Source organism: Acetobacter estunensis (assembly GCF_019083805.1).
Lineage (GTDB): Bacteria > Pseudomonadota > Alphaproteobacteria > Acetobacterales > Acetobacteraceae > Acetobacter > Acetobacter estunensis_A.
In genome coordinates this window covers 1-13,377 of record NZ_JAHRDV010000022.1, presented here as the reverse complement: position 1 = coordinate 13,377, position 13,377 = coordinate 1, and the positions used below count along the sequence as shown (strand labels likewise).

General features: G+C 61.4%; 13 protein-coding genes and 1 tRNA gene. 9 read left to right on the top strand and 5 right to left on the bottom strand.

The features are described from left to right. Window positions 1-109: 109 nt before the first annotated feature. Entirely contained in the window at window positions 110-781 is a 672-nt protein-coding gene (gene alkB, locus KUA11_RS15960) for a DNA oxidative demethylase AlkB (protein ID WP_217411938.1), read from the bottom strand. Window positions 782-997: 216 nt separating this feature from the next. On the opposite strand from alkB, the gene KUA11_RS15955 reads away from it, so the two are divergent. From KUA11_RS15955 to KUA11_RS15935, 5 genes are all read left to right on the top strand, one after another. Beyond that, window positions 998-1,414 carry a hypothetical protein gene (locus tag KUA11_RS15955; RefSeq protein WP_217411936.1) on the top strand — a complete coding sequence of 139 codons (417 nt, stop codon included), beginning with the start codon at window positions 998-1,000 and terminating at the stop codon, window positions 1,412-1,414. A gap of 184 nt (window positions 1,415-1,598) precedes the next feature. Continuing rightward, entirely contained in the window at window positions 1,599-2,960 is a 1,362-nt protein-coding gene (cysS, locus tag KUA11_RS15950; protein ID WP_217411934.1) for a cysteine--tRNA ligase, read from the top strand. Beyond that, complete coding sequence (locus KUA11_RS15945) at window positions 2,957-3,727, top strand: RNA methyltransferase (protein ID WP_217411932.1); 771 nt, start codon at window positions 2,957-2,959, stop codon at window positions 3,725-3,727. Before cysS ends, KUA11_RS15945 begins: the two co-directional genes overlap by 4 nt. 259 nt (window positions 3,728-3,986) lie before the next feature. After that, window positions 3,987-5,612, top strand: coding sequence for an NAD-dependent malic enzyme (locus KUA11_RS15940; protein ID WP_166314544.1), 1,626 nt, complete (start codon window positions 3,987-3,989; stop codon window positions 5,610-5,612). Between the two features lie 106 nt (window positions 5,613-5,718). Next, on the top strand, window positions 5,719-6,381 hold the full coding sequence (locus KUA11_RS15935) for a tyrosine-protein phosphatase (RefSeq protein WP_217411930.1): 663 nt from the start codon (window positions 5,719-5,721) through the stop codon (window positions 6,379-6,381). A gap of 4 nt (window positions 6,382-6,385) precedes the next feature. On the opposite strand, the gene KUA11_RS15930 is transcribed toward KUA11_RS15935, so the two are convergent. Both KUA11_RS15930 and KUA11_RS15925 read right to left on the bottom strand, forming a co-directional pair. Then, window positions 6,386-7,648 carry an AI-2E family transporter gene (locus tag KUA11_RS15930; RefSeq protein WP_217411928.1) on the bottom strand — a complete coding sequence of 421 codons (1,263 nt, stop codon included), beginning with the start codon at window positions 7,646-7,648 and terminating at the stop codon, window positions 6,386-6,388. A gap of 174 nt (window positions 7,649-7,822) precedes the next feature. Continuing rightward, window positions 7,823-8,422, bottom strand: a complete 600-nt coding sequence (locus KUA11_RS15925; RefSeq protein WP_217411926.1) for an NUDIX domain-containing protein — start codon at window positions 8,420-8,422, stop codon at window positions 7,823-7,825. 119 nt (window positions 8,423-8,541) lie between these two features. Between KUA11_RS15925 and KUA11_RS15920 the strand changes: the two genes are divergently transcribed. The 4 genes from KUA11_RS15920 (at window position 8,542) to KUA11_RS15905 (ending at window position 11,153) form a co-directional block, all read left to right on the top strand. Continuing rightward, the gene (locus tag KUA11_RS15920) at window positions 8,542-9,735 is read left to right on the top strand and encodes an MFS transporter (protein ID WP_217411924.1); all 1,194 of its coding nucleotides are present in this window, start codon (window positions 8,542-8,544) and stop codon (window positions 9,733-9,735) included. 123 nt (window positions 9,736-9,858) lie between these two features. Beyond that, complete coding sequence (locus KUA11_RS15915; protein ID WP_217411922.1) at window positions 9,859-10,452, top strand: LOG family protein; 594 nt, start codon at window positions 9,859-9,861, stop codon at window positions 10,450-10,452. An 86-nt stretch (window positions 10,453-10,538) separates the two neighbouring features. Then, a tRNA-Pro gene (locus KUA11_RS15910) sits at window positions 10,539-10,615 on the top strand. Window positions 10,616-10,820: 205 nt separating this feature from the next. After that, window positions 10,821-11,153: a YgaP family membrane protein gene (locus KUA11_RS15905; RefSeq protein ID WP_217411920.1), complete on the top strand. Its 333-nt coding sequence runs from the start codon at window positions 10,821-10,823 to the stop codon at window positions 11,151-11,153. A gap of 102 nt (window positions 11,154-11,255) precedes the next feature. Here the strand turns inward: KUA11_RS15905 and KUA11_RS15900 are convergent, their stop codons facing one another. Both KUA11_RS15900 and KUA11_RS15895 read right to left on the bottom strand, forming a co-directional pair. Next, complete coding sequence (locus tag KUA11_RS15900; RefSeq protein WP_254454990.1) at window positions 11,256-12,560, bottom strand: glycoside hydrolase family 68 protein; 1,305 nt, start codon at window positions 12,558-12,560, stop codon at window positions 11,256-11,258. Window positions 12,561-12,660: 100 nt separating this feature from the next. Next, the coding region (locus tag KUA11_RS15895; protein WP_217411916.1) for a peptidoglycan-binding domain-containing protein at window positions 12,661-13,377 on the bottom strand (717 nt) is incomplete at its 5' end.

Sequence of the window (13,377 nt, the reverse complement as noted above, 5' to 3'; positions counted from 1 at the left end):
TCCCACTCAAGAATACTGCGTGACCGTCGGAGGAACAGTGCCGAAAGCGGTTCATGGAACTCTAGCCTGACCATTGACAGACAACACGGCCAGCCGAAAATCCGTTCTGTCACTTCAATTTCGTCACACGTCGAAACGTCAGATTGACCCGGCATGCCCCCGTCTCGGGATGCTCTGCTTGCGCCAGAGGTGCCACGCCATGAAACCGCAGGCGAGAAGGACCGCCCCACACCAATACGTCCCCATGCTCCAGCCGCATCCTGCGCACTGGATCTCCGCGTGCCATGCCGCCCCACAGGAACGTCGCCGCCACACCGAACGAGACCGAGACAATCGGCACATCAAGCGCCTGTTCCTCGCGATCCTGATGCAACGACATGCGTGTACCGGGGCGATAGAGGTTCACAAGACCCGATTGAAGAGGCACGTGTGCAAAACCGGCCTCATGTGTTGCCCGACGCACCAGATCGCGAAACAGGTCCGGCATGGGGGGCCAAGGCGCACCCGTGCGTGGATCGGTCCGGCTGTAGCGATAGCCATCAGGCGAAGACGTCCAGCCCCATTCGCCACACGCCGTCATGGCCACCGACATGCGCCGCCCGCCCGGTGTGATCAGATGTCGGAAAGGCGCAGCGCGGACAACCGCACGGGCCGCGTCAAGCAATGGGCCGCTTTCACGACGCGCCATACCGGGAAACAGGACGGCGCCTATATCCAAAATGACGGGATCACGCTGCCGAAAAGACGACGCACCCGGCAGGTCGAACAGATCGACGGTCATGGAAAGAGCAGTCGCAGCATGGTTTTCTGTACATGGGGCGGCCCGCTTCCTGACACCAGCCTTTCCTCTCCTTTTGACAAAATCGCGTCCTCCATGTTGCCGTCAGCCATCACTCCATGCGAAATGATTTCTCCACAGGAAGCAGGCGGTCTTGTGCTCCGTGGGCGCGTTCCCATCTTCCGCCTGTGACAAGGTTTGCAGAGGGTTGGGTCGATCATGTCCATTTTTCGCTTCAGGCTCGGCCTTCCGGTTGCCATTCTTGCGATGGTCGCCGTCAGCGGGCCGTTGGCGCATCATGCGATGGCTGCGCCCGGCTCCGACCCGTTCGCGGGTGTGGAAATGACGTCCGGCGATCCCACGAAGGAAGACCCTTCCTCCGCAGCAGCGGTCCAGTCCCGCCAGCATGAACACGTGCGCGTCCGTGGTCGCCGCAAATTGCCGCCGGGTTATCAGGACGCACCGTCCATGGAGCTTTCCCACGGCCCCGATCCTGACCATGCCCAGCATGTCACTCGCGACGCCGTCACGGGTGCTGACCTGTCGAAGTTCGGCTCGGCCTATCAGGACTCCGGCCCAACCGGCACGGGCACGCTGGGCGATTCCACGGGCAATGGCTGGGTCGCACCGCGCTGACCCCTTAGTCCTTTGCGGAAATGAACTGACCACTTGACGGCGACAGAGCCGGAATGTGGAGGGAAACATTTGCGTTTCCCTTTCTTCCGGGGCATTTCCCGGTCTCCATCAGGACCATGATGGTCAGAACTCTCCCCTGCCCGGGGCGTGCCCCACGTTCGAGATAACAGAGACACCGCCGCTCATGACCCAGCTTACGCTCCACGACAGCCAGCGGAGGGCGAATGTGCCTTTCCAGCCGCTCGATCCGGAGCATGTGCGCGTCTATTACTGCGGCCCCACCGTCTATGACCTGCCGCATCTGGGCAATCTGCGGGCCATGCTCACGGCGGATATCCTCACCCGTCTGCTGCGCCGCCTCTATCCGCGCGTGACCTTCGTGCGCAACATCACGGACGTCGATGACAAGATCACCGCACGCGCGGCAGCCAACAACGAGACCATTGCGCAACTGACCGAGCGCACCACGGCCGAGTTCCATGCCGATCTGGCTGCGATGAACATGCTGCCGCCCGACATCGAGCCGCGCGCGACGCACAATATCGAAGAGATGGTGCGCATGATCGCCCATCTCATCGAACTCGGTCATGCCTATGAAGCCGAGGGCCATGTGCTTTTCGCCGTCGCCTCCTTTCCCTCCTATGGCGCGCTTTCGGGCCGCGACACGGACGAACTGGTGGCAGGCGCGCGGGTGGAGGTCGCTCCTTACAAGCGCGATCCCGGCGATTTCGTGCTGTGGAAGCCCTCCCGTCCAACGCAACCGGGCTGGGACTCACCATGGGGGCGCGGGCGTCCCGGTTGGCACGTCGAATGTTCCGCCATGTCGCACCGCTATCTGGGCGAAAACTTCGACATTCATGGCGGTGGCAGCGATCTGCTCTTTCCTCATCATGAGAACGAACGTGCCCAGAGCCTGTGCTGCTTTCCCGGCAGCACCTTCGCCAATTACTGGGTCCACAACGCCATGCTGCTGGTGGATGGGGAGAAGATGTCCAAGTCTGTGGGCAACTTTCTGACCATCCGTGACGTGCTGGCCCGTGGACCGGTCGAAGCTCTGCGCCTGCTGCTGATGGGTGCGCAATATCGCTCGGTGCTGAACTTCACGTGGGACGGCCTGGAGGAGGCACGGCGCACGCTGGACCGATTCTACCGGGCGCTGGAAACGGCCGGACCGCTCGATGTCGAGGGCCGTCCCCTGCCCGCCGCGTTCCTCGCCGCCCTGTGCGACGACCTCAACACTCCGCTTGCCATTGCCGAACTTCATGCCATGGCGACGGCGGCCCTGGCAGGCAACAAGGATGCCGCCGCCGATCTGCTGGTCTCAGGCCGCACGATTGGCCTGCTGATGCAGGAGCCAGAGGCGTGGTTCCGCGGAGAGGCTGGCGATGGGCCGTCCGAAGACGAGATCGACGCCCTGATCGCGGAGCGTCTGGCAGCCCGCAAGGCAAAGGATTTCGCCCGCGCCGACGCCATCCGCAAGGAACTGTTCGACAAGGGCGTGACGCTGGAAGACGGACCATCCGGCACGACATGGAGGCGCGCATGACCGGGCGCGACGGCGGAGCCGACCTGCATCCGATCGGCAACAGCCCGGTCGTGATCCTTGTCCGGCCACAGATGGCCGAAAACATCGGCACGACGGCCCGCGCCATGGCCAATGGCGGCCTGTTCCACATGCGTCTTGTCGCCCCCCGTGATGGCTGGCCACAAAGCCGCGCGTGGCGCTCCGCCTCCGGGGCAGACCGCATTCTGGAAGAAGCGACCGTGTTCGAGACAGTGGACGACGCCGTGGCGGACCTCCACCACGTTTACGCCACCTGTCCGCGCCCCCGCCACATCGTCAAACCGGTTCTGACGGCCCGTGGTGGCGCTGTGGAACTGCGCGAAGCGACTTCACGCGGTCTGAAAGTCGGGCTGCTGTTCGGCCCCGAACGCGCCGGTCTGGACAATGAAGACATGGCGCGCGCCGACGCTTTGATCCGCTATCCGCTCAATCCGGCGTTCATGTCCCTCAACCTCGCTCAGGCCGTGATGATCATGGCCTATGAATGGTGGATGAGCGAGGACGACACGCCGCCACGCGCACTGATGACCAACGAGACGCATGTGGCCACCAAGGGCGAGTTGGACAACTTCATGCGCCATCTTCTGCAGGAACTGGACGACTGTGGTTTCCTGCGCAACGAACAGAAGCGTCCGGGCATGGTGCGCAACATCCGACATTTTTTCACCCGTGGCGAAGTGACGGAACAGGAACTGCGCACTCTGCACGGTGTTGTCACAGAACTGGTCAACGCCCGGCGCAATCGCTGAAACGTCACTTGAAATTACGCGGAGCGGGACGCTCCCCTGCACCCAAAACCCCTTTACTCTGTCAGGGCATATGTGGTGTCAAAAGCGTTTCTTCACGAGGACGTGATCCTGTGATGGCCGTCCTGCCTTGGCGCAGGCGAACAGACAGAGCCGCTGCACTCCTTTCCGCTCACCTTTCCCTCTTGGACAAGGCCCGGAATTTCAGCACAGTGCACAACGGCGGTCTGACACAACCAGCAGGAACAAGGGATGCGGACAGATGACATCATCAAAAACATCATTGCGAGGCATGGCTCTCCTCAATGATGGCGAATCCAACCACGGCACCGGTTTCACACAGGACCAGCGTCGTGAGCTTGGACTGGAAGGGCTTCTTCCCCCGCAGGTCGAGACACTGGACCGTCAGGTCGAGCGCTCCCTGCGCCATGTGGAGGTCAAGCCCGATGACCTCGAACGCTATATCTATCTGAACTCTCTCGTCGATCAGAACGAGACGTTATTCTACAAGGTATTGCGTTCCGATCCGGCCCGGTTCGTGCCGATCATCTACGCCCCCACGCTGGCGCGCGCGTGCAAGCTCTTCAGCCATATCTATCGCCGTCCGCGCGGCATGTACATCACGCTGGAAATGCGTGGTCGCATCAAGGAAGTGCTGCGCAACTGGCCCGTAGCCGACGTACGCACGATCTGCGTCACCACCGGCGGACGTATCCTCGGCCTTGGCGACATCGGCGTGAACGGCATGGGCATCCCCATCGGCAAGCTGCAACTCTATACGGTCTGCGGCTCCGTTCCACCGCGTTCCCTGCTGCCGATCCAGCTTGACATCGGCACCACCAACGCCGCGCTCCGCGCCGACCCGCTCTATCTCGGCCTGCGCCGTGAACCGCCTCCGCTGGCCGAACTCGACGAATTCGTCGAAGAGTTCGTGGACGCCGTGCAAGACGTCTTCCCCGGCTGCTGCCTCCATTTCGAGGATTGGAAAGGCACGGACGCGCTGCGCTACCTCGCGAAATATCGTGACCGCGTGCTCAGCTACAACGACGACATTCAAGGCACGGGCGCCGTCACGCTGGCGGGTCTGTTCACAGCCATGAAGATCAAGGAGGAGAAACTCTCCGACCAGCGTTACCTCTTCCTCGGCGCGGGATCTTCGGGGCTTGGCACAGCGGATATTCTCGTCTCCGCCATGAAGCTGGAGGGGCTGAGCGAGGAAGAAGCCTGCGAGCGCATCACGCTGATGGATGTGGACGGTCTGCTGGAATCCTCACGCACCGATCTTCTGCCGGAGCACAAGCGTTTCGCGCATCCGGCCAAGCCGACCAAAGATCTGCTGGCCACCATCCAGCGCGTGCGACCAACCGTGCTTCTGGGTGTATCCACCTGCGGTGGCGCGTTCAATGAAACCATCATCCGCGAGATGGCCAAACTCAACGAGAAACCCATCATCTTCTCGCTGTCGCTGCCGCAGACCAACGCGGAATGCACAGCCGAGCAGGCCTATCAGTGGTCGGACGGACGCGCGCTGTTCGCAGGCGGCATCCAGTTCCCCAATGTGGAGATGGATGGACGCACCTTCTATCCGGGGCAGGCCAACAATTTCTACATCTTCCCCGGTCTGGCGCTCGCGGTGTATGCCACGCGCCCGAAGCTGATCACGGACGAACTGATTATCGAGACAGCCCGCGCGCTGGCCGATCAGGTCAATGTCGTGACCCGTGAGCGTGGCCGTCTGTTCCCGCCGCAAAGCGAGATCATCGACGTGTCCATGACATCGGCCATCCGTCTGGCAGACTTCATCTTCGAGAAGGGCATGGCGCAGGTGGAGCGTCCCGCCGACATCCGTGCATGGATCGAGGGCCTCGCCTACGATCCGAAATACTGAAATCTGCGGGCCGGACACTCTCCGGCCCATGATCCGACCCAAGGGCCGACATTGGACAAAACCGCGCCTCCTCCTGTAATTCCACGCCCGGATACAGGAGTGGCGCGTGTTTGAAGGAAGTCTCACGACCCAGCGCGGTCGAAGCCGGGCGTGGATGGACAGCCTGTTCGTGGATCACGCGGTGTTCCGCCTCGTGTGGACCAACTTCCACACCGTAATCCCGGGCAAGGTCTATCGCTGCAATCATCCCACTCCGGCCCGCTTGGCCGCTGCCGCCCGCAAGCTGCACCTGCGCACGCTGGTCAATCTGCGTGGGCATCGCCGCTGCGGCTCCGATGCTCTCTCGCGCGACGCCGCCGCCCGATTGGGGCTGACCCATGTGGACATGGCGTTCGAAAGTCGGGGCGCACCGCATCGCGACCGTATCCTACGTTTTGCCACCCTCTATCGCACCCTTGCCTTCCCCATGCTGATGCACTGCAAATCCGGCGCGGATCGGGCGGGATTGGCTGCCGGACTGGTGGTGCTGTTCGAAGGCGGCACGGCGGATGACGCATTACGGCAGCTTTCATGGCGCTTCGGCCATTTCAACCGCTCGCGCACCGGCATTCTCGATGCGTTTTTCCTGCACTACAAAGCGGAGGCGGAAGGGCGCGTGCCGTTTCTTGAGTGGGTGGAACATGAATACGACGAAGTCGCGCTCAAGCGAGACTTCGTGGCAGGCAAGCTGGCATCGTTCGTGACGGATCAGGTTCTGCGACGGGAGTAACGCTTTACGCTCCGGAAACATGTTCTTCATGGTCATGATGCGTCTGCCCCGGACCACCGATCATGTGGCCGATGGGCGTCAGGCAGTCCACATGATCACAGATGATCTTGAACACCGCCAACATCGGCACCGAAAGAAACGCGCCGGTGATCCCCCACATCCAGTCCCAGAACAGCAGTGACGCCATCACCAGAACCGGGTTGAGCGTGAAACGCCGTGCCAGAAGCATGGGTGTGATCGTCTCGCCTTCCAGCACATGGATGCACAGATAGATAGCCGGCGCGATGAACGCATGCAGCATCACGGGAAAGGTGAAGAGACCCACACAGAAATAGATCACCATGCCAGTAAACGGCCCGATGATGGGGATGTAGTTCAAAGCGAAGGCCACCACGCCCCACAGCAGCGGATTGGGCATGCCCACCAGCCAGCACTGCACCATGTTCGCCAGCCCCACGAACACGTTCATCATCGTGATGGTGGCGAGATAGATCGAGATATTCCGTTCGATATGAGAGGCGATCTGCACCGTGCGCCGCTTGTCGTTGAAGGTCGGCATGATCTCCACGAAACGACGCAGCAGGCTATCGCCCTGTGCCAGCAGGAAAAACAGAAGAATGAAGAAAGTGAAAAGCTGCCCCATGAAAGCCTGCGTGCTTTCCAGCAGCGTGGAGCCAAGCGGCATGAAGCCCCCCATGGAGGGTGCGGCGGCAGCCTGCGCGGCATGAGCTCCGCCGCCTTCACTCAGAAGCAGTTGCACCCGCTGGCTCGTAGCCTGCAACAGATGCAAAGGCGTGCGCAGCACCACCAGCCGTGACTGAGCGACGGTGATTTCCTCTGGCAGATGCGACAGCCACGCTACGGCCGGCCCGGACACGGCCATGCCCACCATGGCCAGACAGCCGAACATGCCGCTGATCAGCAGCAGCGCCACAAGCGGCTTGGGCAGGCGCGTCCAGTGCGTGATCAGCCGCATGGGCGTGACCAGCATCAGATTGGTCACCACTGCCATGACCATGGGCAGGACGATGGAAGCGGCCAGATTGAGCGTGTAGAGCACCGCAAGTACGGTCAGGATGAGCAGACAGACCTGATTGACCCCGAGCCGCACCCGCCGCACGGCTTCGTGCATACGGGCCTGCTGCAGACGATCAGCCTCCGCGTCATCGACCTGCTCGGTGGCAAGCACAGAAGGAGGGAGCGACGATCGGGCGGGCGCGTTGCCTGCCGGAGTGCGCGGCTCCGAACCGCTGGTGTCGCCTCGCATGACCACCTGAACCGCTCCCCTGCCGACCTTGCGGTCAGTCGCAGTCCGTCACGGGGAAACCCCTTCCCCGCATCCGGAACGCCACACAAGGCAAGCAATGGCGCGTCTGTCAATTTCACACCGGACAAGCCGCGCCCTGCGCTCACGTCAGCCATTCGGACACGACGTCGTGTGTCAGATCAGCCCACGCTCGCGGATCATGGCAAACGCCGCCAGCGTGACCATGCAGGTGATCTCGTTCTCACGCACCATCCGCTCGAACTCCGCAAGCGGCAGCGTGTGGCAGGTGATGTCCTGTTCCGTCTCTTCCAGCGCCCGCTCGCCCTGCGTCAGCCCCGTCGCCAGATAGACGTGACCGAGCTGCGTGGTGTAGCCCGCGCCCTGATAGGTCACGCCAATATGCTGCATTGTGGCCGCTGTCAGCCCGGTTTCCTCGCGCAACTCACCCGCAGCCACAATGTCCGGGTCGGTGCCGGGACGGCTTTCCCACATGCCCATGGGAAACTCCCACATGCGGCGCTGCACGGGATACCGGAACTGCTGGATGAGGGTGACAGTGGGTGCATCCTTTGTGCCTCCGACCGGCATGATCACCACGAAATCACCACGCTCCACCACGCCATAGAGACCATCCTTGCCGTTGGGTCTGCGAATGATGTCCTCACGCAGACGTGTCCACGGGTTTTCATACGCCACACGGCTGGAAAGCGTGACATAGCCACCATCGTCGGGCGTGCCGGTCTGGGAAAGGGAATCGGAAGAATCGGTCGTCATGATGGGGCGTCCTCAGATCATGATGGGCCTGCGGGAAACGTGCGGGCCTTCGTGTGTTACACAAGGTAGTCTCCCCGGCTTCTTCGAGAAACCGTCCCGCCAATCACTCTGGAAACCGCATGCCCCGGCCCAGCTCCCGTTCTGCCGCCCCGCTCCTTCTCACGCTCGCTCCCCTTCTCTTCACTCTCGCCTGCTACACCGAGATCGGCCTGCAGATGTCGGTCGTCCCGCTCTTTGTCCATCATGTGCTAGGCTGGGGCACCGTACTCGCGGGTTTTGCCGTCTCCGCGCAGTATCTCGCCACTCTGGCGACACGGACATGGGCGGGCGAACGACTGGACACGACGGGCGCGCGATCGGTCGTCATCACGGGCCTGATCGCAGGCGCCGCGTCCGGGCTGCTCCTGATCGCCTCCGATCTCTGCTCCCACAGGGCGGATCTTTCACTGACCTTGCTGCTGGCGGGACGCGCGCTGCTGGGGTTCAGCGAAAGCTGGGTGGCCGTGGGCGTCATCATGTGGAACCTGTACCGCGCCGGACCGGAAAACGCCGCCACGGTGATCTCGTGGAATGGCGTGTGTTCCTATGGCGGCATCGCGCTCGGCGCTCCCATTGCCTCTCTTATCTTCGGCTCACACAGCTCCTTGGGCGGCTTGACCGGCGTGGGCGTGCTTTGCGCCGTGATGATGGGAGCATGCGTGCTTCCGGGTATGCGTATGCAGACGACGCATCCTCAGAACACCGACAAGCAGAAGCTCTCTCTTGGCGCGGTGATCCGTGGTGTCCTGCCGCATGGCTGCGCGCTGGGCGCGGCGTCCATCGGGTTTGGCGCGATCGTGTCATGTCTGACGCTCTATTTCGATGCGCAGCACTGGAAAGGTGCTGCCTTCTCGCTGACGCTGTTCGGCACCTTTTTCGTCCTCACCCGCTTCGTGTTCTCACGCATGATCAACCGCGTGGGCGGCGAAAAGGTGGCCATCGTCTCAATGGCCGTGGAAGCATTGGGACTGTTCGTTCTCGCCTTCGGGCACACGCCTTTACTCGCGCATGTAGGTGCGTCTCTCACCGGAGTCGGGTTCTCGCTGATTTTTCCCGCTCTGGGTGTGCTGGCCATCGAGCGGCTCGGACCGGAGAATCGGGGGGTGGCGCTGGGTGGATTCTCCGTGTTCCTCGACCTAGCCATCGGTGTTTCGGGACCGGGGCTTGGCCTCATCATCCCGTTATGGGGCTTCACCGCGCTGTTCTCAATTGCCGCGGTTTTCTCCCTCATCGGGCTTGGACTGACAGTCGCCCTGCCGCGCGGGCGACGTTAACACCCGCGCACGGGTTGGCGCATGCTGTGAGCAAGGTATCATGACCTTCCCCTCCTGCAAGGAGGGCATGCGTCCGCACACCCGCGGAGAGCGCATAAACATGTTCTGAGGAGCTCTCGCCCCATGCCTGCCCGCATCAGCGCTGTCGCCGTCTTCTGCGGCTCCCGTTTTGGCAATCTGCCCGACTATCGTGCTGCGGCGGAAGCCATGGGAGCAAGTCTGGCCCGAGCGGGTATCCATCTGGTCTATGGTGGAGGTGATGTGGGCCTGATGGGCACTGTGGCCGACGCCGCCATTGCCGCTGGCGGCAAGGTGACGGGTATTATTCCCGAATTTCTCAAGGCGCGGGAAATCATGCACAATGGCGTGACGGACCTGATCGTCACGGAAACCATGCACACCCGCAAACAGAAGATGTTTGCGCTGGCCGAAGCCTTTGTCGTGTTACCCGGCGGCTTCGGTACGTTTGACGAATTGATGGAAATCCTGACGTGGAAGCAGCTTTGCCTGCACACAAGCCCCATCCTGATCGTCGATGTCGCCGGTTGGGCAAAGGCTCTGGTGAGTATGCTCGACACGGCCGTGGAGCAGGGTTTCGCCTCTCCCAATGCGCGCGGTCTGCTGGAAGTGGTGCCCGATGTGGAGAGCGCCATGAAACGCCTGTGCACAACATCCTCCACGGAGGCCACCAGCGGCCGACAGGAAGAACGGGTCTGACGCGCAAAAATACTGCGTGAAGGCTGTGGGTCGCATTTCTCCTCTTGCGGCCCACGACGAGGAGCGGTATTACGCGCCCACCCAATCGGAGTGTAGCTCAGCCTGGTAGAGCACTGTGTTCGGGACGCAGGGGCCGGAGGTTCGAATCCTCTCACTCCGACCAGGGTTTTCAGTCACATTCCCGAAGTGACATGAGCCTCAATGTTCAGTGTGAACTCAAGGCTCTCTTTTTTCCAATAGAAAAACGTGACGAATGCGTCAGGGTATCTTGCCTGTCGTCATCTCCTGATGCGTATGCCTTCAGGTAGGCTCGAAGCAATAACCACCGCGAACGCATAGGTCACAGGCGGGCGCTTTCAGGAGCCGCGATGAATCCTCCTCCACGTGAAATCATGCCTATTGCTGAAAACGACGCTCACACGGAATGGGAGCGCTACAAGCATCGCCTGCTTGCCCATCTTCCCCGCTGGTCCACACGGCCGCTGTTCTGGCTCATGGCGGAAGAACACCGGCTTGTCCGTCTCATCACCGGCATTCTGATGCTGCTTGGAGGACTCTTTTCCTTTCTTCCCATTCTGGGACTGTGGATGGCACCCGTTGGTATTGTGCTTCTTGCAGAAGACATCCCGTTCTTCCGCGCAATCGGTCTCAAGGGCATGCGCTGGCTGGAGCGCCGGAAGCCCGATCTTTTTCGCGAATAGATGTCGCCTGTAGACAGGTGAGAAGCCCGGTTCCGCGACGACGCCTCGCCGGGCCTCCTTTTGATGTCTCTCAGACAGGCTGTCTATGAAACGATCAGTCGATCAGTTGGCCGGACGCTTGTCCCAGGCCGCGCCGACCGGCCACGCCGCCTGCGCATATACCTGACCGTAGCCATGAACTTCCGTGAGGAAGGTACGGTCGCCATCCAATTCGATCTTCACCGTGGGCGCCAACGTGGCACCGATGCGGAACGTAGCAGGGTTGTTCGGATATTCTCCCACACCCGGCAGGGTGTCGATGAAAGCCTGCACATACCCGGCCGGGTCCACGAAGTGGGAATAGGTCTGATAGGGTGCGGCCGAAGGATTGCCCAGCACGAGACCGGAGGCATTCAGCGGCTTGTATGGACCGAACAATCCCTTTTCCGAGACAAAGCCATAGACACCATCCGGACCGCCCAGATTACCGCTGTACGTGCTGTGATGGCTGATCGTGAACAGATAGGTCAGACCGTCCTTGAACACGATATGCGGGCGTTCCATCTGGTCGTTCACGCCCAGCGCGCTCACCAGCGGATCGAGCTGGGTCCAGTTCTGGCCTGAGAAATCACCCTTTTTGTAGGCACCATCCGCCAGCACCGCGATGCCGATGGAAGCCGCGCCATACTGCGCCCCAGACCCAACCTCGAAGCCCGGCGGAAGTGCGCCCTGCTCATCGGAACCAATGACGAAATCACCGCGCATACCAGCGACGTTGCTTTCATAGAGGCAGTACAGGCGACCATCAGCGGGATTGATAAAAGGATGCGGATCGCGGAAATCGAAATATTCGTCCTGCTGCGAATTGGCGTTGTGAATGCCATCCGCCGAGAACATTTCGGTCGTGGTTTCGAATCCACCAAACCAGACGCCGTTCTCATCGGCAAAAATCTGACCGGAGGAAACGGATGGCACCGACTGGTTGACGGGCGAGTCCGCCTCGGACGTGTAGAACATGTCCACGACGTTGCCCGTGCCCTCACGCATCACCAGACCACCGGACCATTCATGCGGACGCAGATCGGCCGACGTGTTCAGCGGGCGACCGCCCCACTGCCAGTCGGCGCCGTTGCCGGTGCGTGAATACCAATAGCCGATATAGGCGCGGTTATTGCGCGAATGCCATTCATCGTAGATGTCGGCATTGGTCAGGTCGATCTTGTCCACCGCCAGTGACCAGATGATATGCCACCCCTTAAAAGTGACGGTCTGGCCATGGATGTTGCGAAGAGCACCGGTGTCCCAGATCATCACCGACTCATCCATGGTCGGGAAATCCTGCGCGATGACCGGCATGGTCGTCGTCGGATCGTCAGCATGGACCTTCAGCGCATCAGCGATCGTCCATCGCGACGTATAGGAACTCAATATATTTCTCCGGAACAAGGAAAGTGAGCGTCAAGGCCTCGACGCTGCGGACAATGCCTGTCCTCACTCCGGAAATAAGCTGCTCCCTAAATAAGCCGCCTCAGGGAGTCTGGCGAAGGGACTTCACCTTGATGTCCGACAGTTCGACCGTGAAACCTGTCCAACTGTTGATGGTCGTGCCCGTCATCTTGCCCACGCACCCATCCTCCGGCTGATGGCATTGCGAAAGCGTGGTCCAGGACGCCGCATCCAGATCGTCAGGTGAGAAGGTGATGGAAGGATGCCCACGTCCCTGTGTTGCCTGACAGATGTCATCCGCGCAGTACACCCTTGCCACGATCGTCACTTTCTGCCGGTCCAGATGGCGCTGACGGCCCACCACCTCATCCACCGTCATGATTTTTTCCATGCCCGTCCCCCCCGGCCATGGCGGGGGTTCGTGCGCATCGGCGGACGTATCATCGTCGGGCTGCTCCTGAACGCTCTCCTTATCGTCGAGTGCTGCCGCATCCGCATTGGAGAGGAAACCGTCCGCGACAGGACGATGGGCCACGCGCTGCCATGTCGCGATGGCCTGCCGCGTGTCATCGCCATAAACGCCGTCCACCGGCACTTCAGGCGCAAGAAACCCCAGATCCTGTAACTTCTGCTGAAGCGCGATATGACGGTCGATGGGGCGCAAAGCCTCCTCCAGAGCGTTCCCTGACAGGCGCTCGCGGTAACGGGCCGCCACCCGGTCGAGCGATGCGGCGTAACATTTTCCTTCCTCCGCCTGCGCTTCCGCCCGGCATGTTTCCGGCACAGCAATGGCCGCCGC

Coding starts and splice junctions, on each gene's coding strand:
- KUA11_RS15955 (WP_217411936.1), top strand. CDS start 998: ATGTCCATTTTTCGCTTCAGGCTCGGCCTTCCGGTTGCCATTCTTGCG.
- KUA11_RS15920 (WP_217411924.1), top strand. CDS start 8,542: ATGCCCCGGCCCAGCTCCCGTTCTGCCGCCCCGCTCCTTCTCACGCTC.
- KUA11_RS15925 (WP_217411926.1), bottom strand. CDS start 8,422: ATGACGACCGATTCTTCCGATTCCCTTTCCCAGACCGGCACGCCCGAC.
- KUA11_RS15945 (WP_217411932.1), top strand. CDS start 2,957: ATGACCGGGCGCGACGGCGGAGCCGACCTGCATCCGATCGGCAACAGC.
- alkB (WP_217411938.1), bottom strand. CDS start 781: ATGACCGTCGATCTGTTCGACCTGCCGGGTGCGTCGTCTTTTCGGCAG.
- KUA11_RS15915 (WP_217411922.1), top strand. CDS start 9,859: ATGCCTGCCCGCATCAGCGCTGTCGCCGTCTTCTGCGGCTCCCGTTTT.
- cysS (WP_217411934.1), top strand. CDS start 1,599: ATGACCCAGCTTACGCTCCACGACAGCCAGCGGAGGGCGAATGTGCCT.
- KUA11_RS15940 (WP_166314544.1), top strand. CDS start 3,987: ATGACATCATCAAAAACATCATTGCGAGGCATGGCTCTCCTCAATGAT.
- KUA11_RS15905 (WP_217411920.1), top strand. CDS start 10,821: ATGAATCCTCCTCCACGTGAAATCATGCCTATTGCTGAAAACGACGCT.
- KUA11_RS15930 (WP_217411928.1), bottom strand. CDS start 7,648: ATGCGAGGCGACACCAGCGGTTCGGAGCCGCGCACTCCGGCAGGCAAC.